We start from the raw sequence: 26,941 nt of genomic DNA, 5'->3' as shown, positions 1-26,941 counted from the left end.
CGCGCGGAAAGCATTGGGGGGTGAGTGACGACGTCGCGTATCTCCGGTTCCCGCACCTCCACCAGGACATGCTCTGCTTCGCCGCCGAGGACGATCTCTGGGTCTCCCCCCTCGCTCCGGCGGGCCACCGGCCGGGACGGGCCTGGCGGGTGACCGTCGACCGGACCCGGGTCAGCCACCCCCGCTTCTCGCCCGACGGCGCCTCCATCGCGTACACGACCTGGCGCACGCTCGACCCCGAGATCCACCTCGCCCCGGTCGACGGCGGCCCGGCCCGCCGACTCACCTACTGGGGCTCGACGGACGCCCGGGTCTGCGGCTGGACCCCCGATCCGCCCGACACCACGCAGATCCTCGCCGTCTCGTCGCACAACCAGCCGTTCTCCTACTTCTCCTGGGCCTACAGCGTCCCCACCGACGGCAGCCCCGGCGGGCGGCTCCCCTGGGGCCCGGTCTCCGACATCGCCGTGGCCGACCTGGACGGCGAGCGCCGCACCCTGCTCCTGACCGGCACGCCCCCGCACGAACCGGCCGCCTGGAAGCGCTACCGGGGCGGGGCCGTGGGCCGCCTCTGGCTGCACGGGGAGCGGCTGCTGCCGGACATCGGCGGGCACCTGGCCTCGCCCATGTTCGTGGGCCGCCGCATCGCGTTCCTCTCCGACCACGAGGGCGTGGGCAACCTCTACTCCTGCCGGACCGACGGCACCGATCTGCGCCGCCACACCGACCACGACGCCTTCTACGCCCGGCACGCCTCCAGCGACGGCCACCGGGTCGTCTACCAGTGCGCCGGAGACCTCTGGCTGGTGGAGGACCTGGAGTCGCCGGACGCCACCCCGCGCAGGCTGGAGGTACGGCTCGGCGGGCCGCGCACCGGCCGCCGCCGCCACCAGGTGCCCGCCGCCAGCAACGTCGACTCGCTCTCGGTCGACGAGACGGGCCGGGCCAGTGCCGTCACCGTACGCGGCAGCCTCTACTGGCTCACCCACCGCGACGGCCCCGCCCGCACCATCAGCGACACCCCCGGGGTGCGGGTGCGGCTGCCGGAGATGCTGGGGAGCGGGGGCCGGGTCGCGTACGTCACCGACGCGGACGGCGAGGACGCGGTGGAGATCGCCTACCTCCCGCGCGCCAGCGGCGACCGGGCCCCGCGCCGGCTCGCCTCGGGCCGGTTGGGCCGCGTGCAGGAGATGGTCTCCGACCCGGACGGGGAGCGGCTGGCCATCGCCTCGAACGACGGCAGGCTGCTGCTTCTGGACACGGGGGAGCCGGAGGAGACGGGGGCAGTGGGAGGGCTGGGTGGGGCTGATGTGACGGAGGCGTCCGGCGCGACGGGAGCGGCGGGCACGGCCGAGGACGGGACCCAGGCGGCCGGCGGGGCCGAGGAGGTCCGGGAGCGCCCCCGTACCGGCTCCACCCGGGCCGACCTCTACGCCGCCACGGGCGCGGCCGTCCCCGACAGCATCACAGCGCCCGTCGACGGGCACCCCGGCCTGACCGAGCTGATCCGCTCGGTCAACGGCCCGGTCCGCGATCTGGCGTTCTCCCCCGACGGCGACTGGCTGACCTGGTCGCACCCGGGCATCGGCCGCTCGCTGCGGCAGATCAAGCTGGCCCGGATCTCCGGCCCCGGCGCCCCGGTGATCGTGGATGTCACCAACGGCCGGTTCGAGGACGAGAATCCGGTCTTCACGGAGGACGGCCGCTATCTGGCGTTCCTCTCCTGGCGGGGCTTCGACCCGGTGTACGACGTGCACACCGGGGACCTCTCCTTCCCGCTGGGCTGCCGCCCGTACCTGGTCCCGCTCTCCTCGGCCACCCCCTCCCCCTTCGCGCTCTCCCCGGACGGCCGCCCGGCAGCGGGCGGCCTGGACCCTACGGACGTTCCGGAAGCGGGGGGTACGGGCGAGGGGCCCACGGTCCTGGTGGAGTTCGAGGGGCTGGAGAGCCGGGTGACGCCCTTCCCCGTCTCCGCCTCCAAGTACTCGGCGCTGCACCCGGTGAGCGGCGGCGGTCTGGTCTGGCTGCGCTGGCCGATCTCGGGGGCGCTGGGCGAGACGTTCGCCAACCCGGCCGACATGTCGGGGCGCCCGACGCTGGAGCACTTCAACATCGCGAAGGCCCGGAAGGCCGAACTGGTCGACCACCTCGACTGGTTCGCGGTCAGCGGCGACTCCTCGCGCCTGGTCGTGATGGACGACGGCGAGCTGCGTGCCGTCCCCGCGACCGAGCCGGGCGACGGCGACTCCACGGTCTATCTGGACCTGCGCCGCATCCTGCACGAGGTGGACCCGGGGGCGGAGTGGCGGCAGGCGTACGGGGAGGCGGGGCGGATCATCCGCTCCTACTTCTGGGAGCCGGACATGTGCGGGATCGACTGGGACGGGGTGCTGGAGCAGTACCGCCCACTGGTCCAACGGGTCGCCTCTCCCGACGAGTTCGCGGACCTGCTGCGCGAGGTGCTGGGCGAGCTGGGCACCTCGCACGCCTACGTCTCCCCCGCCCGCCGCAACGAGGGCCCGCCGCACTACCAGCGGGCGATCGGCCTGCTGGGCGCCAACCTGGTCTGCCGGGACGGGGCCTGGGTGGTCCAGCGCATCCTGCCGGGCGACTCCTCGGACTCCAAGGCCCGCTCCCCGCTGGCCGGTACGGGCATCCGCGAGGGCGCCGTCCTCACCCACGTGGACGGCCGCCCGGTGGACCCGGTGACGGGCCCGTACCCCCTGCTGTCGGCTGCCGGGGGCACCACGGTGGAGCTGACGTTCACCCCCGCGGGCGGCGGCCCGTCCCGCCGGGTGGCGATCCTGCCCCTGGTGGACGAGCGCCCGCTGCGCTACCAGGACTGGGTGGCCAAACGACGTGACGTCGTACGGGAGTTGAGCGGCGGCAGGTGCGGCTACCTGCACATCCCGGACATGGGCGGCTCGGGCTGGGCCCAGTTCAACCGCGACCTGCGCCTGGAGGTCTCGCGCCCGGCGCTGATCGTGGACGTCCGGGGCAACGCGGGCGGCCACATCAGCGAGCTGGTGGTGGAGAAGCTCACCCGCAAGATCCTCGGCTGGGACCTGACCCGTGACGCCCAGGCGGTGAGCTACGCCTCCAACGCCCCGCGCGGCCCGGTCGTCGCCCTGGCCGACGAGGCGACCTCCTCCGACGGCGACATGATCACCGCGGCGTTCCGGCTGCTGAGGCTGGGCCCGGTGGTGGGCCAGCGGACCTGGGGCGGGGTGGTCGGCATGACCGGCCGCCACCGGCTGGGCGACGGCACGGTGATCACGGTCCCGATGAACGCGGCCTGGTTCGACACGTACGGCTGGTCGGTGGAGAACCACGGTGTGGAACCGGACGTGAAGGCCCTGCGCACCCCCCTGGACTGGGCGGAGGGCCGGTACGCCGTCCTCGACGACGCGGTCCGGGTCGCCCTGGACCTCCTGGCCGCCCACCCGGCCTCGACCCCGCCCTCGTACGACACCGCGCCGAACCTGCGCCGGCCGCCGCTGCCGCCGAGGAGTTCCTGAGGAACGGGGGCCCTCGGCATCAACGGGGTGCCGGACGCCTCTCGTAGAGCGTCACCCGGCGACCGCGGGTCTGGCTGTCGGTGACGATCCTGAAGTGGTTCTGCAGGACGGAGCGCTTCATCCGGTCCCGTTCGGTGGCGGGCGGCCGGGCTACACCGGGGGCGTCCGTCACCAGCAGGATGCGGCGGCGGGTGAGCATAGCCGCCCGTATGCGGCCCGGTTCGGCCTCCTCGCCCTTCAAGGTGCGCGACCGCTCCGGAGATCGGGCCAGCGCTATGTCCTCCAGGCCGGAGAAGGCGTCCGGGGAGACCAGTCGGGTGTCCCGACGGGCCGACGGGAAGAAGAGCACCGCGTCCCCGGGCCGCTTCAGCCGCCGCACGTCGTCGGCCGCCGCGAGGACGTCGTCCACCCTGCTCGCCGGGGACCGCTTGGCGAGCGACTGCGGGAGCAGGGCCACCACCGCCACGGCGACGATCGCCGGAAGGAGCCACCAGCCCGCTCGCGGGAGCCGTCGCGAGACCGCCCGGACCGCCGCGCCGATCGCCGTACCGATCAGCAGCGCCAGACCCAGCAGGCTGAAGAGGACGTACCGGTCCAGGAACAGCGGCTGGATCAGGGAGAGTCCGGCGAGGCCGAGTTGCGGCACCGCGAGCAGCGGCAGTCCGACGGCCGCCGCCGAGAGCCCGTCCGGCCGGTGCCGGGATCGCCTCTCCACCAGCGCGCCCGCCCCGCCGACGGCCAGCAGGACCGCCGGGCCGATCAGCATGTGCCAGGTCAGCGGCGGTATCCACGACACCTGCGCGGACTGGCTCCGGCTGAACAGGATCAGAGGGAGCACACAGGCCACGGCGGCTGCGGCGGCGGCCGTCCAGCGTCGTCCGAGCCCGCCGAGGTCATGGCGCCTCGCGAGCCCGCCGGGTCCATCGAGGTCACGGGCCCTCCCGCTGAGCAGCAGCGTCAGCAGATGGGCCGGGAGGATCATCAGCGAGAGCCAGTTCAGCAGGCCGCACAGCGCGACCGCCCCGCTGTACGCGATCCAGTGCACCGCCCTCCCCCGCCCCTCCAGCAGGGTGACCAGGAGCAGGGTGGAGACTCCGGCCCCGGCCGCCACCAGGGCGTACGGCCGCCCCTCCTGGAGGTAGAACTGCACAGCCGGCAGCAGCCCCAGGGCCACTCCGCCTCCCAGCCCCGCCCACGGTCCCGCCAGCCGGTGGCCGAGGGTCGCCACACAGGCGGCGGCCACCGCCGTGGCCACCACCGACGGCAGCCGCAGCACGGTGGTGCCGGGGCCGAACAGCTCGAACAGGCCGTGCATCAGCAGGTAGTAGAGCCCGTGCACGACATCCACGTTGCCGAGCAGCTGCACGATCTCGGCCGTGGAGCGCCGGGCCACCTGCCAGGTCGCCGCCTCGTCCCGCCACACGCTGTTCTGCCGTGACAGACCCCACAGGCCGAGGGCGAAGGTCCAGAGCGCCGCTGCCGACGGGATGAGGAGACGGACAGTGCGAGCTGTGAACACGGAGGAGCTTCCCGGGGTGACGGCTGTCGTGCAGGGCAGGGCGGGAAGCCCCTGCGGCCCCCCACCACCCCTGAATCGTACGCACTGTCGTTCGATCAACGATCAAACGTGCGCCCCGGCCCCGGCTCCGTACGACAGGTCCGTACAACAAGCCCCGTGCGACAAGCCCCGTGCGACAGGAAGGAGGCGCATCCGGTCACCCGGATGCGCCTCCTGACGCGACGCGCACGCACGCGCACAGCGCAGCGCGCACGCGTCACACCTCAGCGACCGTCAACGGTCAAAGCGGTCACGCGCCTGCTCGGCCGCGTCACGGGCCTTCTCCTGGGCCTGGCGCCCGCGCTCCTGACCCTTCTGGCCGCGCTCCCGGGCCTGGTCCTTGTCCTGACCGGCCTTCTGCTTGGCCTGGTCCGCGAGCTCCTGCGCCTTGTCCTTGAACTGGTCTGCGATACCCATGCTGTTCACTCCTGTGGGATGCGTGGGGTACGTGTGGGATGGCCCCCGGCGGGGCCGTGCTCAGCGTTGCACGCCCCGACATCCCGCGCATTTCGGACCGCTACCCACCGTGACGCCTCACCGCGAGCCCCCGTTGCTACGTACGCTCCGCCCGCGCGTCCTGGTCCGCCGCTCCCCCGGCCCCCACCAGCCCCTTCGGCACGGTGTGCAGGCGAGGTTCGAAGCGCCGCATCTCGCGCGGCCCGCCGATCGCGATCACCGAGGGCAGACAGCCCCGTACCGACTGCATCCCGCGCAGCCACCACTGGGCGTACACATGCGGGGAGCGCCGGGCGATGCCGTCCACGATCCGGTCGACGGCCGGGCCGAGCGGGTACGTGCGGTTCATCGGCCACGGCAGCCGCTGCCTCAACTCCCGCATCACCTCGTCCTGGTCGGCGCCGCGCACCATGTCCGTGTCGGTCCAGGAGAGATAACCGACGCCCACCTTCACGCCCTTGTGACCCACCTCCGCGCGCAGGCTGTGCGCGAACGCCTCCACACCCGACTTGGAGGCGCAGTACGCCGTCATCATCGGCGCCGGGGTGATCGCGGCCAGCGAGGCTATCTGGAGGAAGTAGCCGCGGCTCTCCATCAGCACCGGCAGGAACGCCCGGCCGGTGACCGCCCCACCGATCAGGTTGACCTCGATGACCCGCCGCCAGGCGTCCGGGTCGGAGTCGGCGAACGGGCCGCCGGCGGCGACGCCCGCGTTGGCGACGACCACGTCGACCTTGCCGAACCGCTCCTTGACCTCGCGCGCCACCCGGGCCATCGCCGCGTGGTCGGTGACATCCGCGAACCAGTGGTCGCTCTCGCCGTGCAGCCGGTCGGAGACCTGCTTCAGCTCGTCCGGCTCCAGGCCGACCAGCGCGAGGGTCGCCCCGCGCGCCGAGAGCTTGCGGGCCAGCAGTTCGCCCACCCCCCGGGCCGCGCCGGTCACGACGACGACCTGGCCCTCCAGACTCCGCCTGCTGCTCATGCGACATCCTCCTTCTCGGACGTGGCGGCCTCGGTCGCCTCGGTGACCCCGGTGACCTCGGCGGCCCCGACGTACCGGCTGGTCAGTTCTCTGAGCTTCGCCGTGACCGCTTCCGGGGCCTCCACCGGCGTCATGTGCCCCATGCCCGCCAGCTCGGTGAGCCCGAGGCCGACCGGGAGCGCCGCCGCGATGGCCCGCGCGTGGACCGGCGGGGTGAGCCGGTCGTCCGTACCGGCGATGACCGCCGTCGGCACCCGCAGCTCGCGGACCTCGGCCGTCACGTCCAGCCCGGCCAGCACCTGCCCCCATTCCACCCTCGCGCGGCGCGGGCAGGCGTGCACGATCCGGGCGCAGGTGTCGACCCGCCCGGGAGCCGAACCGGCACCCATCGTCGCGTACTTGAGGATACGTTTCGACACCGGATTGACCGGTCCCAGCGGCGCCTTCGCCCCCAGGACGGCGGTCGTCAGCCGGGTTCGGAACGCGCTCGGCCGCAGCGGTACGACGGTGGCCTCGGCGGTGAGCCGGCCGCTGCCGGTGGAGCAGAGCAGGACGGCGGCGGCATGCTCGCGCAGGCCGGGGCGGCGGGCGGCGGCCATCAGCGCCATCCCGCCCATGGAGTGCCCGGCGAGCACCGCCTTCCGCCCACGGGCGAGGGTGGCGGCGAGCACGGCCTCCAGGTCGTCGGCGAGGGCGTCGACGCTGTAGCCACCGGGGCCTGGTTCGGGGGTGAGGCCGTGACCGCGCTGGTCGTAGGCGATGACGCGGTGGTCGGCGGCGAGGTCCCTGATCTGCGCGGCCCAGAAGCGGGTGCTGCAGGTCCAGCCGTGGGCGAGGACCACCGCGGGGGCGCCCTCGGGGCCGTACAGCTCGACGTGGACGCGGGAGCCGTCGGCCGACGTGACGAAGCGTTCGTCCGCCGGGACGGGCGGGACACCGTCGCGGTGGCCGTCGCGGTGCAGGGGTCGGCTCATCGGGCGGCCTCCTCGACGACTGTGCCGCCCGCCCCGGACGCACGGTACGAGGGGCGCCCCGTCCCGGCCTCCCCGGCCGTGACACGGTGCGCGAGGCCGCTCATCGCGCGGCCTCCTCGGTCACCGCGTCCCCGGCGGCGACCGTCTCGCGCGCGCCCCGCCCCGGCTGCTCCGGCACGAGCCCGCTCCCGCCGAGCCGCCCCGCACCCGGCTTCCCGGCCCCCGCCGCCCGGATGACGTCGTACTCCGCGAGGTCCACCGTCCGCGTCTGGCGCCGGAACTCGCCCGTCGTGCCCGGCCAGACCGTGGTGTTGCGGCCCTCCGCGTCCAGGTACCAGCTGGTGCAGCCGCCGGTGTTCCACACCGTGCGCTTCATCCGCTCCTGGACCTTGTCGTTCCACGCGGTGACGGCGGCGGAGCGGGCGCCGAGGGCGGCCCGGCCGCCCAGCACGTTCAACTGGCGCAGATAGTCGGCCATGTAGTTCAGCTGGGACTCGATCATGAGGATCATCGAGGAGTTCCCGAGGCCCGTGTTGGGGCCGATGATCGTCATCCAGTTGGGGAACCCGGCGGCGGTCGCGCCGCGCAGCGAGTTCATCCCGTCCTTCCAGGTCTCCGCGAGGGTGATCCCCTCCTCGCCGACGACCCGTTCCGCGATCGGCATGTCCGTCACATGGAAGCCGGTGCCGAAGATGATCGCGTCGACCTCGGCCTCGCTGCCGTCGGCGGCGACGACGGTCGAGCCGCGTATCTCGCTGAGCCCGGAGGCGACCACGTCCACATTGGGCTGGGCGAGGGCCGGGTAGTAGGTGCTGGAGAGCAGGATGCGCTTGCAGCCGATGCGGTAGTCCGGGGTCAGCTTGGCCCGCAGCGCGGGGTCCTTGATGGCCCGCGCCATGTTGGCCTTGGCCAGCTTCTCCACCAGGCCCAGCTGGTCGGGGTGCTTGGTGAAGGCGCTCACCTGCAACTCCCTTATGCCCCAGAGCAGTCCGCGGCGGGCGGTGCCGGTCGCGGGTACCGCCCGGTGGAGCGCGCGCTCGGCCTTGCTGATGGTGCGGTCCACGCGCGGCATGACCCAGGGAGGCGTGCGCTGGAAGAGCGTGAGCTTCGCGGTCCTCGGCTGGATCGCCGGGACGATCTGGATGGCGGAGGCGCCGGTTCCGACCATCGCGACCCGCTTGCCCGTCAGGTCGTAGTCGTGGTCCCAGCGCGCGGAGTGGAAGACCTTGCCGGGGAAGGAGTCGAGCCCGGGTATGTCGGGTGTCTTGGGGTCCGAGAGCGGCCCGGTGGCGGAGACGACGACGTCCGCGCGCAGCGTGGTGCCGCCTGCGCACTCGATCACCCAGTACAGGTTCTCCCTGTCCCAGCTCATCAGCTTGACCTCGTGGTTCAGCCGGATGTGCGGGCGGAGCCCGAAGGTGTCCGCGACCCGCTCCAGGTAGGCCCGGATGTGCTCCTGGCCGGAGAAGGTGCGGGGCCAGTCGGGGTTGGGGGCGAAGGAGAAGGAGTAGAGGTGGGACGGCACGTCGCAGGCGCAGCCGGGGTAGCTGTTGTCGCGCCAGGTGCCGCCCACGGAGTCGGCCCGCTCCAGGACGACGAAATCGGTGATGCCTTCGCGGCGCAGCCGGACGGCGGCCCCCAGGCCCCCGAATCCGGTACCGATCACCGCCACACGTACGTGCTCCTGCTGGGCCATGCTGCCGCCTCCCGCGGTACGTCACGCGACTGTGCCAGCAATCACTGGCATGGTTCGGAGGGTAGAGCAGGGTCGTACTGATGGGTAGGGGGCGGACCGAGGAAAGTTACTGGCGGTACAACATAGGGTGCCCCTGTGGCTGACGGACGCGAGCACCGCGAATACCGCATGGAGGAGCTGGCCAAGGAGGCGGGCATCACCGTGCGGACCCTGCGCTTCTACCGGGAGCGCGGCCTGATCCCACCGCCCCGCCGCGAAGGCAGGATCGCCTGGTACGACGACCACCACCTGGCCCGGCTGCGGACCATCGCGGCACTGCTGGAGCGCGGCCACACCCTCAACGGCATCGCGGACCTGGCCGCCACCTTCGAGAGCGGGCGCGACGTGGCCGAGGTGCTGGGGCTCGGGGAGCCGACCGAGGAGACCCCGGTCCGGCTCACCCCGGAGCAGCTCGCGGACTACTTCGAGGGCGAGGTCACGCCGGAGAACCTGGCCACCGCGCTGGACCTGGGCTATCTCGCCACCGACGGCGACGAGATCGTCCACATCAGCCGACGCCTCCTGGAGGTGTCGGCGCAGCTCGTACGGGAAGGGGTACCGCTCGCCACGGTGCTCTCCTCGGGCCGACGCGTCCGCGAGCACGCGGACGCACTCGCCGAGATCTTCGTACGCGTACTGCATGCCCACACAGCGGAGACCGAACCGGCCCAGCTGCGGCCACTGGCCCGCGCGGTGGTGGACGCGGAGCTGTCCATGGCCCTGGACCGGAGGCTGCGCCGCGAGGACGGCACCCAGCCCCCGAAAACCGGCTGACCCGGACTACCGCTCGTAGACCACCGTCACCGGCGCGTGGTCGCTCCACCGCTCGCCGTGCGTGGCGGCCCGCTCCACCCACGCCTTGACCGCCCGCGCGGCCAGCCCCGGCGTCGCGACCTGGTAGTCGATCCGCCACCCGGCGTCGTTGTCGAAGGCGCGCCCCCGGTAGGACCACCAGCTGTACGGCCCCGCCACATCCGGGTGCAGCCGCCGTACGACGTCGACGTACGCGGCCTCGTCGAACACCCGGGTCAGCCAGGCCCGCTCCTCGGGCAGGAAGCCCGAACTCTTCTGGTTGGCCTTCCAGTTCTTCAGGTCGGCCTCCTGGTGGGCGATGTTCCAGTCACCGCAGACCACGACCTCGCGCCCGCCCGCCGCCGCCCGCTCCCTCAGCCCCTGGAGGTAGGGCAGGAAGGCCGCCATGAAGCGCTCCTTCTCGTCCTGCCGCTCGGTGCCGACCTCGCCGGAGGGCAGGTACAGGCTCGCCACGGTCACGCCGGGGAGGTCGATCTCGGCGTACCGGCCACTCGCGTCGAACTCCTCGGCCCCCGGCACCCCGAACCCGCCGAAGCCGATCTGGGTGCGCTCCGGCGCCTGGCGGGAGTAGAGGGAGACCCCGGCGCGCCCCTTGGCCGCGGCGGGGGCGTGGACGGTGTGCCAGCCCTCGGGGTCACGGACCTCGGCGGGCAGCTGGCCGGGCTCGGCACGGACCTCCTGGAGGCAGACCACATCGGCGTCGGTGTCCGCCAGCCATTCCACGAAGCCCTTCTTCGCGGCGGCGCGGAGGCCATTAACATTCACAGATGTAACAGTCAGCATCGGAAAACAGTACCTACCTCACCCGAACTCATAGATATACGATACTCAGCATGAACATCCGCCCGCGCCGCTTCGACCACCCCGACGCCGTCAAGCTCAACGACCAGGTCCAGCTCGAATATGCCGAGCGCTACGGCGACGAGGGGGATGTCACACCGCTCGACCCGGCCATGTTCGACCCGCCGCACGGGCTGTATCTGCTCGCCTACGACGAGCAGGAGCGCCCGGTGGCGACCGGCGGCTGGCGGACGCAGGACCGCAACCCGGAGGGGTACGAGGACGGCGACGCCGAGATCAAGCGGATGTTCGTGGTCCCCGAGGGCCGTGGCCGGGGTCTGGCCCGCCGGATGCTCGCCGCCCTGGAGGAGGACGCCCGCGCGGCGGGCCGCGTCCGGATGGTGCTGGAGACGGGTGACCAGCAGCCCGAGGCGGTCGCGCTGTACACCTCGTGCGGCTACACGGTCTGCGAGGTGAAGTTCGGCCACTACCGGACGTACGACAGCAGCATCTGCATGACCAAGCCGCTCCGGCAGCCGTAGCTCACTGGCGCGGCCTGGCCAGCACCTGGGTCCAGTAGGGCCCGCGCGGCGAGTCCGCGATCCCCACGCCGACGTGCGTGAAGTCGCAGTTGAGGATGTCGTCGCCCCGCCCGGAACCGCGGCGCCACTCCTCGACGACGGCGGCCGGGTCGGCGTTCCCGGTGGCGATGGTCTCGCCCACGGCGGACCAGAGGTAGCCGGAGCCGGTCACCCGGTCGCCCGTCCCCCGGCCCCTGGAGTCGGTGTGGCCGAAATAGGCGTGTTTCGCCATGTCCTCGGAGTGGTGCTGGGCCACCTCGGTGAGCCGGGGGTCGGTGGTCAGCCGCGGGCAGTCGTTGTGGGCGCGCAGGGTGTTGACCTCCGCGACCAGGCGCGTCTGCGGTCGGGGCTGCGCCCGCGGTGCCGGGCTCGGGGAGTCGGACGGAGCCGCGGTGGACGGCGGGGCGCTCGGGGCGGCGGTGCTCGGCGTGGGCGACGGCGTGGGGGCGGGTGTCGGTGAGGCGGACGGGGTGGCCGCGGCGGTGGCCGGTGCGGGCGCGGGGAGCTGCGTCGTACCGCCTTCGGCGCGGGGGGCGGGCGGGGCGGGTGCGGAGGGCCACAGGAGTACGGCGATGGAGGTCACGGCGACCGCCGCGGCGGCGAGCCCCGCCGCCTTCCCCGCGGAGAACGCGGCCGGGGCGACGGCCGGGGCGACAGCGGCGGCGTGCTGGCCGCCCTCGTACAGCGGCACCACCAGAGCCAGCCCGGAGAGCAGCCCTTCCGGCGGCACGAGCCCCGAGCTGCCGGCCGAGCAGGAGGCGCAGCCCCGTATGTGCCGGGCTGTGCGCTTGCGCCACAGCGGCGTGGGCACCCCGTCCCAGTCGGCCACCAGGTCGGCCAGGAAGGGGCAGCGGGGCTCGGCGGCCAGCGCCCGGACGACCGCGCGCCCGACGTCGAGCTGGTTCTTGACCCGCTGGACGCGTACGGCGGCGTGCTGCGGCGAGAGCCCGAGGGCGTCCGCCAGCTCGGCCCGGGTCAGTTCACCGGTGGTTTCCAGCCACCAGAGCGAGAGCACGTCGCGCTCCGCCTCGTCGAGCCAGCGGGTCGCCTCGGCGGTCTCGCGCCGCTGCCCGGAAAGCTCCAGGCGCAGGATCGTCAGGTCGACGAAGTCGGCGGCCGGGTCGGCGGGCTCGTCGGTCTCCTCCAGCGCGGCGGGCCGGTGGCCGAGGACGGCCCAGCGGGTGCGGACCTGGTTCATGGCGATGGCCACCAGCCAGGAGCGGAACCGGGTGGGGTCGCGCAGCGAGGAGAGCCCGGACAGCGCCCGGAGCATGGTCTCCTGCACCACGTCGTCCACGTCCGGATGGCCGTTGAGGGCCCGGCCCACGACGTTGTAGACCAGCGGCAGGTAGAGGGCGGCGAGCCGCTCTCCCGCTCCCTGGTCCCCGCCCCTGGCCGCGACGACCAGGGCGGTGACGTCCACGTCGTCCACGCTGTTCACCACGTGCTCACTTCCTCGGGCCGTGCGGAGGGCGGAGGGCAGCACCTCCCGGGGGTGTGGGGCAGGTCACTCCTGGGGGATTTGTTATCCGGACCCTCTCCGGTGGTCAACCAGTATGCGGGGGCCTGAGGGGCACCCCGCGGCGGGAGTGCCCGGAGGATCGGGTGTACCGGGTGAGTACGGGGATGCGGGAGGGACATGTCGAGCCGAATGGAAGCCGGTGTCGGGCCGCCGGACGCCGAGGGCGCCCCGAGCGCCACGGGGCGGGGAGGAACCACGAGCGCCGGTCATCTGCGTACGGCGCCGAAGGCGGGGGCTACGGAGGGGTCCGGGGCAGTCGGTGACGGGACACGTGGCGGCGAGCCCTCCGCGCTCGACGCCCCCGCCGCGGCCCCCGACGCCTTCCCGGCCGCGCTGCGGGAGGCGCTGGGTCGGCGCGGCCTCTCCCTGGAGCGGGTCAGCGAACGGCTGCGGGCGCGCGGGATCGGGGTCAGCCAGGCCACGTTGAGCAGTTGGCAGCGCGGTCGGAGCCAGCCGGAGCGGGCCCGGTCGCTGCGGGCGGTGGAGGTGCTGGAGGAGATCCTGGAGCTGCCGGGCGGAGCCCTGCGCTCGCTGCTCGGCCCGCGCCGTCCGCGCGGCCGGGTCGCCCCGGCCCGGGGAGAGAGCGCGGCCCTCCAGGTGCTGGGCAAGGACTCGGTGGTGGAGAAGGCGCTCGGGGAGCGGTTCCGCCACTTCAACCAGGAGTCCGGCTCGCTGCTGGTCCATGACGTGGTGACGCTGGGCGAGCACGGCACACTCAGCAACCTCAGCACGACCAACGTGCTGCGGGCCAGCCGCGCCGGGGCCGACCGGGCGCTGTTCGTCCTCAGCTTCGACGACGAGCAGGCGGAACCGCTCGACATACGGGTCACCAGCGGGCGCCTGGGCGAGGCCACGTACCTCAAGGGGCTGAAGTCGCTGGTGCTGGAAATCCACTTCGGCCGGGAACTCGCCAAACTGGAGACGACGGTGGTGAGTTACGCGGTCGACGTGAGCCCGTCCCGGGATCCGGCCACGCACTACGAACGGTGGTCGCGGGCGAATCTGCACGAATACCTTCAGCAGGTCTTCTTCCATCCGGACGCGCTCCCCTCGGGCTGCCGGCGGTACTTCCGGGACCAGGTGGGCTCCCCGCCCCGCGGGCAGCGACGCATTCCGATGAACGATTCCCACAGCACCCATGTGCTGGTCTCCCGCTGCAAACCCGGAGTGCACGGAGTGGCCTGGGATTTCGACACGGCGGAATGACTGACGACGGACTTCGGAGACGATGGAGACGGGAGACCGCCCAGGGTCAGTGGACGGTCTCCCGCGTATGCGGCACCTTCACCCGGTCGGGGCTACTTGGTGTTGAGCGTCAGCCCGTAGTACCTGAGGGCGTCGTCGAGGGGCTGGAAGTACGACGAACCGGGCGAGTTCACCTGGCCGTTGCACCGCTGGCCGACCGGCCCGCCGGAGGTCATCCCCTGGGCCTGGTTGCCGGAGACGTACGCGCCGCCGCTGTCGCCGCCCTGGGTGCAGACGGACGAGCTGGCGAGGCCGGTCACCACGGTGTCGGGCCCGCCGTTCTCGTCGGTGTAGGTGACGCTGACGTTGTACGAGCCGACCTTGCCGCAGGTCCAGCCGGTGGTCTGGCCGGACTTGCAGAGCGCCGAGCCCTGCGGGGCCCGCTGGCTGCCCCGGACGGCGACGGTGCCCGCCTTGCCGTACGTGGTGATGTCCAGGCCGATGGAGTGGCCGGCGTCCACGGTGGCGATACCCATGTCCACGCTGCGGGTGCCGAGCGCGAACCGGGTGTGGGTGCCCTTGGCGAACCGGGTGCCGTTGTACGCCAGGGCGGGCAGGTCCTCGATGCAGTGCCCGGCGGTCACGAGCACCTGCCTGCCGTTGCGGTCCTTCGCGCCGTAACCGACGGAGCAGAGGTAGCCGTTGAACGTCATGCGGCTGCCCGGCGGCACGACGGCCTGCGTCTCCAGCTTCTCCTGGCCCTGGACGACCCGTACCGCGTCGCCGTTGCTCTTCGCGGCCTCGAGGAAGTCACGGGTGGCGGCGTCGGACGCCCCGTTGACCTCGACGGTCACCGTGTCGGAGGCGAGGTCCACGGACCAGGCCGAGACCCCGGCCGGGGCGCTCTTGAGGGCCTTGGCGTCGAGCTGGGCCTTGATCCGGTCCAGTTCGCTCTCGCCGCGCTCGGGGACCCGTGCTGCGAGCCCCGCCGCCCTGACCTCCTTCGCGGCCCCGGCGTCGGCGGCGTTGACGACGAGCGTCCCGTCCTGGGCGAAGAAGGCCCCGAGGGTGGAGACCTTCTCGGCCCGCAGCTTCGCGAACCGGTCCTGCTGCCGGGCCTCCTTGTCCAGCCGCTCGACGGCCGCCTGCTCACTCACGCCCAGGGTGGTGGCGAGAGCCCGGACCATCTCCGGCTGGTACCGCGGCGGCGCGGATTCCTCCGTACCGGCGTATGCCCCTGTGGCGACTCCGGCCGACAGGAGGGCGCCGATCGAGGCCGCCACGATGTATCTGCGCGCGTTCTTCTTCTTTCCGTGCTTCACGCGATTCCTTCCGCTACACGGGCGGAGTGTCCAGACAATGGGGGGGGTGGCCACACCGCGCTTGGGGATGCGCGGTGTGTTCCATGGACACTGCCCGGCGGCGATGACATGTTCCTGTCGCCGCGCCCCGAACTCTCGCGTAAACGGAACTGCCGCGACAAGGACCGGAGATGGGGCTCTTTTCTACAGAACTGGCCGAGAACTGTAGTGAAACCCGGCGGAAACACTTCGCGCCCCTCTCCGCCGAGGGCGACGACACAGGCCACGGCATCCCGGCCGTAGGAACCACCCGCCCGAGAAGGGCCCCCACACCAAGACCGCCCAGGCGCACCCGGACGGCCGGGAAAGGGGCAGCCGCGAGGTCCGGCCGACGATCCCGCCCCTGACGGGGCACCGCCGCAGAGGCGTCGGCCGCCCCGACACGCGCCAAAGACGCGTCGGGCCGGACCCCCTGTCCGCCGTCCGCCCCGGGGCTCACCTCGCGCGGCGAGCCCGTCGGCGAGCCCTCGGAGCACGTCAGCACGCGCCTCCAGAGCGCCCCCTACGGCACGCGCTCCCGATTCTCCGAGCCCCTCAGGTCCGGCACCCCGCCGGGCAGCGACGCCCCGGCCGTACGGGTCGGACATCGCCCGAGCCGAGCGCGACGACGACGTCCACCGCCACCGCGTCCGACTCGGCGCCGAGCACGCCGAGCACGCGGACGAGGACGGAGACGCCTATGCGCCGGAGGCCTTGGTGAGCAGCTGCCCCATGGCCGCGAGGACGGCCGGTTCGACGCGGTAGTAGACCCAGGTGCCGCGCCGCTCGGAGGAGAGCAACCCGGCCTCCTTGAGCTTCTTGAGGTGGTGGGAGACCGTGGGCTGCGAGACGCCGACATCGGAGATGTCGCAGACGCATGCCTCTCCGCCCTCGTGCGAGGCGACGGCGGAGAAGAGCCGCAGCCGGACCGGGTCACCGAGCGCCTTGAACATCTTCGCGGTCCGCTCGGCCTCCTGCGCCGTCAGCGGACGCTCGTCCAGCGGCGGGCAGCAGGGCTCGACGGCGGCCAGCAGGGGCAGCGTCTTCGCATTCGACATATGTCTATGTTGACATACGTCGAACCACGCACCCAGGCCCGGCGACCCGGCCGCAACAGCGGTGGCCGCCGCATCGCAGCTCTCCACGGCCACCCCTGAATTCGACGTATGTCTATGTTGATATTCATCAATACAGGTGGCATGCTGGGGACCCAAGAGATCGACAGACGTCGAAACACAAGGGGAATCGTCATGAACGCCACCGCCACCGCCACCGAGCAGCTGCCGGTCGTGGTCATCGGAGCCGGCCCCGTGGGCCTGGCCGCAGCCGCCCATCTCCTCGACCGGGGCCTTCAGCCGCTGGTCCTGGAAGCGGGCTCCCGTGCGGGTGCGGCGGTGCGCGCGTGGTCGCACGTACGGCTCTTCTCCACCTGGGGCGAGCTCACCGACCCGGTCGCGGAGAAGCTGCTCGCCCCCACCGGTTGGACCAAGCCCGCACCCGGGACCTACCCGACCGGCGGCGACTGGGCGGAAGGGTACCTTCAGCCGCTCGCCGACGCCCTCGGCGACCGGGTGCGCCTCGGCGCCCGGGTCACGGGAGTCTCCCGCGCCGGCCGTGACCGGGTCGTCGACGCCGACCGCGAGACCCAGCCCTTCTCCGTCCACGTCGCCTACGCCGACGGCCGCGAGGACAAGATCCTCGCCCGCTCGGTGATCGACGCTTCCGGCACCTGGGCCACCCCCGGCCCCGCCGGTGGGGACGGCCTGCCGGCCCCGGGCGAGCGTGCGGCGGCCGACCGGATCTCCTACCGCGTGCCCGACCTCAAGGACCCCTCCGTACGGGCCCGTTACGCGGGCAGGCGCACGGCCGTCATCGGCTCCGGCGCCTCCGCCTTCACGGCGCTCGCCACCCTGGCCGACCTCGCGAGGTCGAAGGACGGCACCGACACGCACGCCACGTGGGTCCTGCGGCGCGGCATCTCCGGCTCGACCTTCGGCGGCGGAACCGCCGACCAGCTGCCCGCGCGCGGCGCCCTCGGCCTCGCCGCGAAGGCCGCCGTCGACGAGGGCCACGCCGACGCGGTCACCGGCTTCCGTACGGGGGCGATCGAGAGGGCGGGCGACCAGGTCGTCCTGGTCGCCGAGGACGGCCGACGCCTCGACCCGGTGGACGAGGTCATCGTCCTCACCGGACTGCGCCCGGACCTGTCCTTCGTCTCCGAACTCCGCCTCGGCCTCGACGAGCGGCTCCAGGCCCCCCTGGGCCTCGCCCCGCTCATCGACCCCAACCAGCACTCCTGCGGAACCGTCTACCCGCACGGGGTCAAGGAGCTCTCCCACCCCGAGAAGGGCGTCTACCTCGTCGGCATGAAGTCCTACGGCCGGGCACCCACCTTCCTCGCCATGACCGGCTACGAGCAGGTCCGCTCCATCGCCGCCGCCCTCGCCGGCGACCAGGAAGCCGCCGAGCGCGTCGAACTCACCCTCCCCGAGACGGGCGTCTGCGGCGGGGCCGGCCTCTTCGACGAGCCCGAGGCGAACCAGACCGACAGCGGCGGCTGCTGCGCCACCCCCACCACCCCGACCATCGCCGTCGGCGCCCCCGCCTCCTCCGGCGGCTGCTGACCACCGCGACCGGACCAGGCCGCAGCGGCCGCGACCGGAACGGGGGTCCGGTCGCGGCCCGCCGCCCGAAGCCCGGATCGTCACATGCCGGGAGAACCCGGTTGAGCCGCACCGTTCAGCCCGGCACACTCGCCCGATGAGCCACAGCACACAGCCGGGCCGCTGGGACGGGCTCCGGCCGCAGCGCCTTCGACCTCCGGCGGGGCAGTGACGTGCTGCCCTACGTCTACCAGGTCACCAAGTACGACCCCGCCGCCCGCGATCAGCACGGCCACTACGTCGGCGTCGAGCCCGCGACCAGTGACCACGGGCCGGTCGAAACCGCATACCTTCAGGCCGTCGCCGCCTTCGCCGAAGAAGCCGGTGTCGCCCAGCTGGCCATCCGCGAGCCGCAGATCGGCGGTTTCGCCCACTTCGGCCTGGAGCCACCGGTCGACGACTACGGCCTGGCCGACCTCTTCCCAGCCGGCCTCACCGGCTTCCACGACGGTGCCCTGGTACCGATGGCAGTCGGCCTGGAACTCGTCCGCGCCATGCTCCGCGACAACGGCGCCTGGTGCCGTCTGGAGGCGGAGGGAGCATTCGCCGTACACGTCGGCTGGGACCAGTACCTCTACATCGGCAGCAGCCGCCCTTGCGAAGCGGCGCTCGTCCGCACCCGCGCGCTCGGACTCTTCCCGGAACGCGTGCACGCGTCGCCGTACGACTTCGCCCCCGATGACCCCCAGCACGTACAGCGCCCGGCAGACGCCGACTTCTGGGCCCGTCTGCGCTGGACGGTGAGCGCCCACCGCGCCACGTATCTGGAAGAGACCTACGCTGCGAACGCCTCCCGCTGGCACCGCCTCACCCGCGACAGCATCGAGGCGGTGCGCTCCCGGCTGGTCCCTCGCGCCCAACTGGCCGTCTGGCCGGACCTGCTCATCGACGTAGACGCGGCCATGGGCTCGCTGCCCGAGGAGGGTCTGGTGGAAATCGTCTGGGAGGACGAGGACGGGCGGATCGCCAGCATGGTCGTGGACGAGACTCAATTCGAGGCGGCGACCCGCCAGATCACCAGCGCCCGTGCTGTCGGCGTCGTCTCCCTGGCCGCCGACGAGCGGCAACCGCTGTTCACCGCTGTACTGGCCGACAGCGACGACGTTCTCCGCGCGCGCTGGCAGACCGAACCAACGCCCAGCGACCGGGGCTGGGCCTTCCTGAAGACCCTGCGGCGCGGCCAGGTCGTCACCGGAACGGTCACGACCATCGCCGGCTTCGGCGTCACCTTCGTGGACATCGGCGGCTTCACCGCGATGATCAATATTCCGGAACTGTCCTGGCGTCCGATCGACCACCCGTCCGACGTCATCGCCGTCGGCCAGGAGGTCACGGCCGAGGTTCTCGACATCGACATGGCCCGGGAACAAGTGTCGCTGTCGCTCCGAGCGACGCAGGAGGACCCGTGGCCACAGGTCGCCCAGCGCATCGGGCAGGTGGTCACCGGACCGGTCACCAAGATCGTCCCTTTCGGCGTGTTCGTCCGCATCGAAGACCGGGAGGACGGCCTGCAGGGGTTGGTGCACACCAGCGAGCTGGATGAAACGCCCGAAAAGGATATCGAGGTCGGTGACGCCCTCACCGTGAAGATCACTGAGGTCGATACCGTGAGGCGCCTCATCGCCTTGTCACACGCCTGGGCGTGCCACGAGCGGTGAGACCCTACGCGCCTGTTCCTACGCCCGCTCCTTGGAGAAGCCGCCTCCCTGGAACCGCCGGAGGCGATGGCCCGGCTCCAGCTCCTCCCCAGCATCGGCCCTGGACCGCTGAGGAGATGCTGCCGCTCATGGAGCCGTACGCCGGACAGCGCCACCGCGCCGCCCGCCTCATCCTCCTCGGCGGCTCGGCGGCCGGCTGCCCAACCGTCGCGCCCACCGGGCACCGCGCGGCCCGCATCGCCCCTCTGCGATACGGCCGCGCGGCCCGCGGCCGACAGGGAGCAGGGTCAGACGGTGCCGCGCCAGCCGCCTGTCTCGGCACCGCGGGACTCGATGAACTGCTTGAAGCGCTTCAGGTCGCCGGTGGTCTGACGCTTGACGAAGCCGAGCTTGTCGCCCACCGTCTCGGCCAGGCCCTCGGGGTCGTAGTCGATCTGCAGCATGATCTTGGTGGTGTGGTCGTCGATGTAGTGGAAGGTCACGACACCGGCCTGCCTGGCCTCGCCGCCGACGCTGGTCCAGGCGACCCGCTCGTCGGGGATCTGCTCGGTGATCTCCGCGTCGAACTCCCGCTCGACACCGGCGATCTTCGTCCTCCAGTGCGTCAGGGTCTGTGTACGCTGCTCGATCCGCTCGACGCCCTCCATGAACTGGGGGAAGCTCTCGAACTGCGTCCACTGGTTGTACGCGGCACTGACGGGGACGCTGACCTCGATGGACTCTTCAACCTGCGACACGATGCTCTCCTTGATAGGGGACGTCACCATGGAGTGCCCGCGATCCCGCCCGGCACGCATCGAACACCCGCCGATCGTCCCGTCGGCCCATCGCCCAGCCCTACGGCGGTGGAGCGGACCGCCGGGCTGGGCAGTGCGGTGAGTGCGCCGTGGCGCTCGCGCTCGGGCTTGGTGACGTCCGCTCCGTGGCTCCCCGGAGTACGGCCCGTACCGCTGCTGCCGGCAGCGCCCCTGCCCCCGGCCCCGGTTTCCGCCGGATGGACGGACATTCCGTGACGACCCCGGATGCGACTGCCCCGCTGGTTGTCGAGGCCCTTCGGGAGTGGCGTGGCTGGCCGGAGGACCTGGCGGAACGGTTCGCGGACCTGGCTCCGCCGGGGCACGGCCCGGTGACTTCGACGGACCGCTGGTACGGGGAGCGAGCGTGCACCCGCCTGGTCACCGTGGTGGCCGACCGCACCCAGGCCGAGAGCGGCTGGTACGGGCACTGCATGCAAGTCCTCCGATGGTTCCTCGCCTACAGCGGCATCGACGAGGGCCAGGCCCAGGGCATCGTCGAGAACGCGGTCGGCGGCCGATTCGCAGTTGGACCGCACCTGACGTCCCGGGGATCGACACGGTGAGCTCGCGGTTCGCCAGAGGCGTGGGCGGAATCAGATGACTTCCGGGCCCGTCCCACCGAAGGACAGCCTTGCCGACTGGATGCCCACCCGGACAGAGATCTCCTGGCCGTCCGGGCGCGACGCATGCCCCGCCCGTGGAGCACCGACCCGCGACGGCTTCCGGAATTTCTTCATGGCAACGCGAGGCGGACGTGACAGCGAGGGGACCGCGCGCGTACTGACCGCCCTCGACTTGGCCTTCGCCGACGCGGAGCAAGGCAGGCCGCTGGCCTTCGCCCTCCTGGCGAAGTGGCAGCGGACCGTGCTGGGCCACGACCTCGCCGGTTTTCCGCACGATGCCTGCCTTCGCGAAAGCCGGAAAGGAGCGCTACGGCCTCGCCCCCGATACGCAGGCACGATTCGAACGCTGCCTGTCCGGGAGCGCTCGGCGCTCACTTCCGGCAGCTTCTCGGAGGCTTTTCCGAGTCTCCCGCCCCGCAGCTCGATACGGCAGCCGACTTCTGTGGGTGTATCCATGCCCCTGACTCGCTTCTTGTTCTTCTCGTACAAGTCCGCGAACCTCACCACAGTGGCCTCCCCTGAGGCGGCACCTGGTCAGCCCTTGCGGACCTCACGCGGTGCGTGGCTGTAGTGGGCATGGCCGCGCTCGACCGCGACGAAGGTCAGCCGGGGGTTGTCGAGCAGGGGCGAGAGGTCTCCGTCGACCACCCGCGTCGAACCGGAGAGGGTCACCTCACAGAGCGCCGGATGATCCGTGACAGGAGCGAGCGAGGCGATGTCGCCGCTGTTCTCCAACTCGAGGCGTCGCAGGCGGGGGAGGCCCGTGACGAAGGCGATCGCGTCGGTCTTCGCGGAAAGCAGGGACACGTCCTCCAGAGCCGCGGCCCCTGCCAACAGCTCGGCATGGGCGAGTCGGCCGTCATAGAGACGGAGTTCGCCGAGGGCCGGGAAAAGCGCGGCGCCTTCCATGTCCGTGACGTGGTTCCGGCCCGTTTCGAGCCGGAGTTTCCGAAGGGCGGGTTTGGGCCCGAGAGCGGAAAGGGACGCGCCCTTCCACGCCGGCAGCACGAGGTCGTCGAGGGAGGTCAGCGCGGAAAGGGACCGGGCCACGACCGGCCACGGGGCCTCCAACTCCCGGAGTTCCGGGAGGCCGGACAGGTCCAACTCCTGGGTGGTGGACTCGGGCAGACGCAGCCGTACGAGTCCGGCGCACCGCGTCACGGGGGAGAGGTCGGGGACACCGCTCAGGACGCGGAGACTGCGCAGTCCGGGGACGTCGGGCAGGAAGGCGAGGTCGACGACGGATCCGGATCCGCGGCGTGTGGGGGCTCCGATGACCAGCCCGTCGCACGTACCGTCCTCGAACCGCTCGGAGTACGCGGGATCCCACGATTCGTCGGTCACGAACATTTCGGACCGTCCCTCGCGCCGTCGGGCGATCTTCACGCCTGTTCCTCCAAGACGGGTGGCTCGTCGGGCCTGTCGGCTACCCGGCGGACCAGACGAGCAGCATGTCCTGCCGCGACGTCTCCGCCGAGAAGTCCGTGTCCCGCTCCAGCCAGGCACGCACCCGTCCCTTGGAGTCGGCCACCTCGCACAGCCCGCCGTCCTCGGTGACGAAGTCTCGCCAGTGGTCCCGGAAGAGGTCCCGGTCCAGTTCCCAATCGAGGGCCTGGGCAAGCTCCGCTACGTCGTCGAGCAGACCTTCGCCCTGCTCCACCAGTTCAAACGCCTCGCCGTCCGCTGGGAACGACGAACCGAACTCCACGACGCCATCGTCTCCCTCGCCTGCGGCCTCATCTGCTGGAGACACCTCAAGAAGACCCGTACATGATCGTGTTACGAGCTCTACGGCTTGACGATCTATAGAAGCTTCAGAGTCGTTCGCTGATTTCTTCCATGAAATCCATTGAGCTGCCCTCGAAAGCGCCGTCCCTCGGGATCTCAACGCAGCCTTCGACGTAACCTGCAGAGTAAGATAAAACGGGCCGTCGGATTGCCCGGCGGCCCATCATGAAAAGCTGGGGTCAGCCGGCAAGCACTTCCCATGCCTGCCCGACTCCGTCACGCATGGCCCAATGATTCATCGGAATCATCGGCATATCCGCAAGTGACGCATCCCCGGCCAACAGGTGGCTAAAGTGAGAGATCTTCGGCCTTCCCTGGCTTGCCCGATTTCTGTCACTAAGGGCGAAAAATTGCCAATCGCCATCCTCGTCCAGGCAGACGCTGGCGACCGGCTCCCCCTTCATGACTCTCCTAGAGACGTACACGACATCATCCGGTTCTGGACTGAAGAAGGGTGCGCACTCCGCATGCCCCGGCACATCGGCCGCTTCGAATCGCTTCACGACGCTTGACCTTCCCTGTTCGATAAGCGCAGAAGCTAACCTGGGTGCCTCCGGCCGGAGGCACCCAGGTTAGCACGCTGAAGATACTAGTGATTACTCTTCAGTCTGTTACAGACACGGCACAGAAGTTGACCGTTGCAATGACAGCCCACCCCGTCCTTGGACTTGGGGTAAACATGATCCACTTGGCCTTCATTCCTCGGTGGAGTCACGCCACGCTTTGACTTCTTGGGGCGCACAACGGGCTTCTTGCACGACTCGCATCGATTCTTGCCGAAGTATCGGACCAGATTTGCCGCCCAGACCTTGGCCTTTCCGCTCCGCGTAAATTTTGTGTGCGGCGCCCGCTTGTGCGGGCACGCCACTCCGTCATTATGGGAAACAACTTCGTCGTCACCAGAAAGAACGGTGAAGGTGTGAACGTTACCCACATTCAGGTTGAAGACAAGACGATCCTCGAGCTCGCCCAGGTTCCTGGTCTGCGTAACCGCCACCTCGTCCCCCGACGAGGAAACGATCACGTCGCCGGGCCGGACATCAACAGCCTTTGTCCAATCCTTCCCCACGACCCACAGAGGGTGGTCCGCCGTGGCTTGCAGCGGTGGGGTGACCGGGTCGAGATCGGTTTCGGTCTCGACCATGTGCTTGGTGCCATAGCCCTCAATCACATTCAGGACTGGTTCGGCGTATGTCTCACCGGTCTCAGGATCGGTGGCGGCGACATAGTCGCCGACCACGATGTCGCTGATCGGCAGATACCCGCCGTCGGCCATGAGAACGAGAGTGTCCGGCGCGAAGGAATTCCGCTTCCTGGTCGAGCATCCGGTGGCCCGAGCCGCACGCCGCGGCCGGGAGGCCGTGCGATTGACGCGGCTAGCCTTACGCAGGGTGCGTGCTGCCTTGAAGCCCTTGACGGCGAGGCGACCGGCGGAGCCGAAGGCGACGCCGACGCTCATCTCCGCGGCCTTGCGCCAGTTGCCGGTGGCGGCGTAGGAGATGGCCCCGACGGCGGAGGCGATGTTGCCGATGGGGCCCGGGATGTAGGAGGCCACTTCCGCGACGCGGGCGACCTTCTTGAACACCTTCTTGAAGCTGAAGCCCCAGTGGCCGTCGAGGTCTGTGCAGTTGACGGGGTCGCCGCTGCAGTAGTCGTACGGGTTGGAGTTGCCTCCGGGCTCGGGGTCGATCTGGAGGAAGCGGCCGAGCGCGGGGGCGTAGAGGCGGGCTCCCATGAGGATGACGTCGTCGAGAGCCTCGGAGGAGCGCTGCTTGGCGCCGAGCCAGCCGTAGCGCTGAGTGGCCTGACCCTCGGCCGGGAGGCCGAACTCGTCGAAGGTGAAGACCTTCGGCGTGGTCGTCGCGGTATCGAGGGTGAGTGCCACGTCACCGTGGAGGTTGGCGAACTGCAGCTCCACGTCGCCGGTGGCGGAGGTGGTGGCGGTCAGGAAGGGGCGGCGGGCCGCGAAGTCCGGGGAGGTCATGAAGGCGATCGAGCAGTTCCTGGCCATCGTGAGCGTCCCCAAGAACGTCACGGAGATCATCGAGGCGTTGGGACGACCGCCGGAGAGCAAGGCCGGGACCGCCGCAGCAAAGACGATCCGTGGTACGCGCAAGCGACTGGTGAGGCACGGCCGCATCGTGGGTCCTCGGTCGCCACGTTCGCTATCGCCCGGCCCCAGGCCGGACAGGAAGGGGCGGTGTAGCGGCCAGCGAATCATGAGAAGGGGTGTGCCCTCCTGTCGTAGCGGGGAGGAGGGGACGGCTCGTAGAGGTTGGCGCCTCTGGCGAACCCTTGGACGTGGACCCCTTCACGCCGCCATCCACCACCCCGAACAGGCATCGAACGACCCCTGAAACGACGAAGATCCCGCCCGATCTTGCGATCGGACGGGATCTCGTCACCGTTCCTGAGCTGACTCAAGAACAGTCGCGTTGTGGACCTGTGGGGATTTGAACCCCAGACCCCCTCGATGCGAACGAGGTGCGCTACCAGACTGCGCCACAGGCCCTTGCAACGAGTGAAACTCTAGCACCCTCACCCGGGTGCTTGGAAATCCGTTCCTCCGCTGGTCAGCGGTGTCGGAGTTCCGGGGCCTCACTCGTTGGCCGCACGGGGCCGGTCCTCGTCGTCGTACTGGTCGAAGAGGGGGGTCCGGCCCCGGTCGCGGCTGCGGCGGGACTGGTTGGTGCGCTGGCGCGGGGCCGGGTCCACCGTGGGGTGCGAGGTGCCCGTCCGGGTGGGCTCGGCGGTGCTGGAGCGGGCCGCGCTCCAGGTCTCCGGGTCGCCGACCTCGACGCCGCCGGTGGCCCGGGGGGCGACGGGGGCGGTGACATAGGTGGGCAGGGGTACGGGGACGGGCTCCCAGCTGTCGCCTTGGCCCCGGTCGCGGTCGCGCTGCTGGTCCACCCACTCCGCGTGGTCCGTCTGCTCGACGAGGGCGCGGCGGCCGGCCTCCTGGGGGGAGACCGTGGGGGTGGGTTCCGGCGCCGGGTGAGGGGCTTCGGAGTCGTCGTCCTGCACCGCGGGGCCCGGAGCGGCGCTCTGGTGCCCGCGGGGCCGGTTCTCGCGCAGCCGCTGTGCCGCGGCCTCGGCCCGGCGGCGGTCCATGGTGAACGCGAACCGGCGCCGCTCCTGGGCACGCAGATGCACGATGTACGTGCTCAGCAGAACGGCGGGGACAGCCGGGGCCCAGAGGAAGCCGAGGCCGCCGACCGCCGCCACGACCGCACCGAGGGTGAAGGCCAGGAAGAGGACGATCGTCGTCCGTCGGCGGCGCGCCAGGACCTGGGAGCGCTGGGCTCGCCGGGCCCGCTCGGCGTCGGCGGCTCCGGTGCGCGGGCGACGCCGGGCCGGGGGGCCGTCGGCTGCCACAGGGCGGTCGCCGGACCGGCGGTCGTGCGCCTGACGGTCCGACGGCTGCCGCTGGTCCGGGGGCTGATGGGGCGTCCGCCGGTCGTGCACCTGGCGGTCGGGGGCCTGGGGACCCGGGGCTCGCTCGGGAGCGTGCACCGGATCATGCACCCTGGCTTCCGTATGCGCCGGAGGCGCGGCAAAGGCCCGGACGTCCACGGAATCCATACGGTCCGTCTCGGCGTCCGGGTCGACGTCGGGCCCCGCCTCCTCGGCGGTGCGCTCCCGCAGCTCCCTGGCGTACCGGCGCTCCATCGCCGCCCGTCCGGACAGCAGCCGGATGGCCGTGCTGAAGCGTTCCGTCGGACGGGCTTCGTTCAGCTCGTCCTGCCTGCGGAGCCACATCGGCACCAAGTAGGCGGCCCAGGCCCCGACGATGACTGCGTAGATGAGGCCGCTGCTGCTCACGCTCACACCGTAGAGGGGTTTACGCGGAGGCATCCGCCAATTGGCCCGGTGTGTCGCACGATCCGGCTGATATCACGGACTTTTTTTGTGATTGATCGGATCAACAGATGTCGATACGGCGACCCACTGCGGTCACCCGGCAATCG

22 protein-coding genes, 1 tRNA gene and 1 pseudogene are annotated in these 26,941 nt (G+C 71.4%); 8 read left to right on the top strand and 16 right to left on the bottom strand.

The window, feature by feature from the left end; translation table 11 throughout:
• The first annotated feature begins 20 nt into the window (after positions 1–20).
• On the top strand, positions 21–3,518 hold the full coding sequence (locus AC0682_RS02960; RefSeq protein WP_478530645.1) for a S41 family peptidase: 3,498 nt from the start codon (positions 21–23) through the stop codon (positions 3,516–3,518).
• Positions 3,519–3,537: 19 nt separating this feature from the next.
• Here the strand turns inward: AC0682_RS02960 and AC0682_RS02955 are convergent, their stop codons facing one another.
• The 5 genes from AC0682_RS02955 to AC0682_RS02935 all read right to left on the bottom strand — a co-directional run bounded on the left by AC0682_RS02955 (position 3,538) and on the right by AC0682_RS02935 (position 9,184).
• Positions 3,538–5,037, bottom strand: coding sequence for a glycosyltransferase family 39 protein (locus tag AC0682_RS02955; RefSeq protein WP_478530644.1), 1,500 nt, complete (start codon positions 5,035–5,037; stop codon positions 3,538–3,540).
• Between the two features lie 273 nt (positions 5,038–5,310).
• Entirely contained in the window at positions 5,311–5,493 is a 183-nt protein-coding gene (locus AC0682_RS02950; protein ID WP_478530643.1) for a hypothetical protein, read from the bottom strand.
• A 136-nt stretch (positions 5,494–5,629) separates the two neighbouring features.
• A complete protein-coding gene (locus AC0682_RS02945) occupies positions 5,630–6,514 on the bottom strand; it encodes an SDR family oxidoreductase (protein ID WP_478530642.1) in 885 nt (294 codons plus the stop codon).
• On the bottom strand, positions 6,511–7,476 hold the full coding sequence (locus tag AC0682_RS02940) for an alpha/beta fold hydrolase (RefSeq protein ID WP_478530783.1): 966 nt from the start codon (positions 7,474–7,476) through the stop codon (positions 6,511–6,513). Before AC0682_RS02940 ends, AC0682_RS02945 begins: the two co-directional genes overlap by 4 nt.
• 112 nt (positions 7,477–7,588) lie before the next feature.
• Positions 7,589–9,184 (bottom strand): flavin-containing monooxygenase, encoded by a 1,596-nt coding sequence (locus tag AC0682_RS02935; protein ID WP_478530641.1) that lies wholly within the window; start codon positions 9,182–9,184, stop codon positions 7,589–7,591.
• Positions 9,185–9,352: 168 nt separating this feature from the next.
• On the opposite strand from AC0682_RS02935, the gene AC0682_RS02930 reads away from it, so the two are divergent.
• Positions 9,353–9,997: a MerR family transcriptional regulator gene (locus tag AC0682_RS02930; RefSeq protein WP_254813247.1), complete on the top strand. Its 645-nt coding sequence runs from the start codon at positions 9,353–9,355 to the stop codon at positions 9,995–9,997.
• A gap of 6 nt (positions 9,998–10,003) precedes the next feature.
• Here the strand turns inward: AC0682_RS02930 and AC0682_RS02925 are convergent, their stop codons facing one another.
• A complete protein-coding gene (locus AC0682_RS02925; protein WP_478530640.1) occupies positions 10,004–10,819 on the bottom strand; it encodes an exodeoxyribonuclease III in 816 nt (271 codons plus the stop codon).
• A gap of 50 nt (positions 10,820–10,869) precedes the next feature.
• Between AC0682_RS02925 and AC0682_RS02920 the strand changes: the two genes are divergently transcribed.
• On the top strand, positions 10,870–11,358 hold the full coding sequence (locus AC0682_RS02920) for a GNAT family N-acetyltransferase (RefSeq protein WP_478530639.1): 489 nt from the start codon (positions 10,870–10,872) through the stop codon (positions 11,356–11,358).
• Between the two features lies 1 nt (position 11,359).
• Here AC0682_RS02920 and AC0682_RS02915 read toward each other — a convergent pair whose 3' ends face one another.
• Positions 11,360–12,841 (bottom strand): sigma-70 family RNA polymerase sigma factor, encoded by a 1,482-nt coding sequence (locus AC0682_RS02915; protein WP_478530638.1) that lies wholly within the window; start codon positions 12,839–12,841, stop codon positions 11,360–11,362.
• A 195-nt stretch (positions 12,842–13,036) separates the two neighbouring features.
• Here AC0682_RS02915 and AC0682_RS02910 point away from each other — a divergent pair, with 195 nt between their 5' ends.
• Entirely contained in the window at positions 13,037–14,125 is a 1,089-nt protein-coding gene (locus AC0682_RS02910) for a helix-turn-helix domain-containing protein (RefSeq protein ID WP_478530637.1), read from the top strand.
• A 92-nt stretch (positions 14,126–14,217) separates the two neighbouring features.
• On the opposite strand, the gene AC0682_RS02905 is transcribed toward AC0682_RS02910, so the two are convergent.
• Together AC0682_RS02905 and AC0682_RS02900 are read right to left on the bottom strand one after the other, a co-directional pair.
• Positions 14,218–15,426: a S1 family peptidase gene (locus tag AC0682_RS02905; protein WP_478530636.1), complete on the bottom strand. Its 1,209-nt coding sequence runs from the start codon at positions 15,424–15,426 to the stop codon at positions 14,218–14,220.
• Between the two features lie 716 nt (positions 15,427–16,142).
• Positions 16,143–16,502 (bottom strand): ArsR/SmtB family transcription factor, encoded by a 360-nt coding sequence (locus AC0682_RS02900; protein WP_478530635.1) that lies wholly within the window; start codon positions 16,500–16,502, stop codon positions 16,143–16,145.
• A 192-nt stretch (positions 16,503–16,694) separates the two neighbouring features.
• Between AC0682_RS02900 and AC0682_RS02895 the strand changes: the two genes are divergently transcribed.
• The 3 genes and pseudogenes from AC0682_RS02895 to AC0682_RS02885 all read left to right on the top strand — a co-directional run.
• The gene (locus AC0682_RS02895; protein ID WP_478530634.1) at positions 16,695–18,068 is read left to right on the top strand and encodes an NAD(P)-binding domain-containing protein; all 1,374 of its coding nucleotides are present in this window, start codon (positions 16,695–16,697) and stop codon (positions 18,066–18,068) included.
• 212 nt (positions 18,069–18,280) lie between these two features.
• Positions 18,281–19,765, top strand: a complete 1,485-nt coding sequence (locus AC0682_RS02890) for a S1 RNA-binding domain-containing protein (RefSeq protein WP_478530633.1) — start codon at positions 18,281–18,283, stop codon at positions 19,763–19,765.
• Positions 19,766–19,878: 113 nt separating this feature from the next.
• Positions 19,879–19,997: pseudogene (locus AC0682_RS02885) on the top strand (DNA-3-methyladenine glycosylase 2 family protein); the annotation flags it as partial.
• Positions 19,998–20,052: 55 nt separating this feature from the next.
• Here the strand turns inward: AC0682_RS02885 and AC0682_RS02880 are convergent.
• Positions 20,053–20,502 (bottom strand): SRPBCC family protein, encoded by a 450-nt coding sequence (locus AC0682_RS02880; protein ID WP_478530632.1) that lies wholly within the window; start codon positions 20,500–20,502, stop codon positions 20,053–20,055.
• 272 nt (positions 20,503–20,774) lie between these two features.
• Between AC0682_RS02880 and AC0682_RS02875 the strand changes: the two genes are divergently transcribed.
• Positions 20,775–21,125, top strand: a complete 351-nt coding sequence (locus AC0682_RS02875) for a hypothetical protein (RefSeq protein WP_478530631.1) — start codon at positions 20,775–20,777, stop codon at positions 21,123–21,125.
• Between the two features lie 594 nt (positions 21,126–21,719).
• Here AC0682_RS02875 and AC0682_RS02870 read toward each other — a convergent pair.
• The 6 genes from AC0682_RS02870 to sepX form a co-directional block, all read right to left on the bottom strand.
• Positions 21,720–22,529, bottom strand: coding sequence for a hypothetical protein (locus AC0682_RS02870; protein ID WP_478530630.1), 810 nt, complete (start codon positions 22,527–22,529; stop codon positions 21,720–21,722).
• 82 nt (positions 22,530–22,611) lie between these two features.
• Positions 22,612–22,893, bottom strand: a complete 282-nt coding sequence (locus tag AC0682_RS02865; protein ID WP_478530629.1) for a hypothetical protein — start codon at positions 22,891–22,893, stop codon at positions 22,612–22,614.
• A gap of 259 nt (positions 22,894–23,152) precedes the next feature.
• The gene (locus tag AC0682_RS02860; RefSeq protein WP_478530628.1) at positions 23,153–23,476 is read right to left on the bottom strand and encodes a hypothetical protein; all 324 of its coding nucleotides are present in this window, start codon (positions 23,474–23,476) and stop codon (positions 23,153–23,155) included.
• Positions 23,477–23,562: 86 nt separating this feature from the next.
• The gene (locus tag AC0682_RS02855) at positions 23,563–25,017 is read right to left on the bottom strand and encodes an RHS repeat-associated core domain-containing protein (RefSeq protein WP_478530627.1); all 1,455 of its coding nucleotides are present in this window, start codon (positions 25,015–25,017) and stop codon (positions 23,563–23,565) included.
• A 394-nt stretch (positions 25,018–25,411) separates the two neighbouring features.
• Positions 25,412–25,485, bottom strand: a tRNA-Ala gene (locus AC0682_RS02850).
• A gap of 86 nt (positions 25,486–25,571) precedes the next feature.
• Positions 25,572–26,795: a divisome protein SepX/GlpR gene (sepX, locus tag AC0682_RS02845; protein WP_478530626.1), complete on the bottom strand. Its 1,224-nt coding sequence runs from the start codon at positions 26,793–26,795 to the stop codon at positions 25,572–25,574.
• Between the last annotated feature and the right edge of the window lie 146 nt (positions 26,796–26,941).

It is taken from the genome of Streptomyces sp. NPDC043746 (genome assembly GCF_056436485.1).
This window is presented reverse-complemented; position numbering and strand designations above follow the sequence as displayed.

Bases quoted from the DNA above. Each gene is read 5' to 3' on its own strand.
- AC0682_RS02950 (WP_478530643.1), bottom strand. From the start codon at position 5,493: ATGGGTATCGCAGACCAGTTCAAGGACAAGGCGCAGGAGCTCGCGGAC.
- AC0682_RS02945 (WP_478530642.1), bottom strand. From the start codon at position 6,514: ATGAGCAGCAGGCGGAGTCTGGAGGGCCAGGTCGTCGTCGTGACCGGC.
- AC0682_RS02935 (WP_478530641.1), bottom strand. From the start codon at position 9,184: ATGGCCCAGCAGGAGCACGTACGTGTGGCGGTGATCGGTACCGGATTC.
- AC0682_RS02930 (WP_254813247.1), top strand. From the start codon at position 9,353: ATGGAGGAGCTGGCCAAGGAGGCGGGCATCACCGTGCGGACCCTGCGC.
- AC0682_RS02925 (WP_478530640.1), bottom strand. From the start codon at position 10,819: ATGCTGACTGTTACATCTGTGAATGTTAATGGCCTCCGCGCCGCCGCG.
- AC0682_RS02920 (WP_478530639.1), top strand. From the start codon at position 10,870: ATGAACATCCGCCCGCGCCGCTTCGACCACCCCGACGCCGTCAAGCTC.
- AC0682_RS02910 (WP_478530637.1), top strand. From the start codon at position 13,037: ATGTCGAGCCGAATGGAAGCCGGTGTCGGGCCGCCGGACGCCGAGGGC.
- AC0682_RS02900 (WP_478530635.1), bottom strand. From the start codon at position 16,502: ATGTCGAATGCGAAGACGCTGCCCCTGCTGGCCGCCGTCGAGCCCTGC.
- AC0682_RS02895 (WP_478530634.1), top strand. From the start codon at position 16,695: ATGAACGCCACCGCCACCGCCACCGAGCAGCTGCCGGTCGTGGTCATC.
- AC0682_RS02855 (WP_478530627.1), bottom strand. From the start codon at position 25,017: ATGATCTCCGTGACGTTCTTGGGGACGCTCACGATGGCCAGGAACTGC.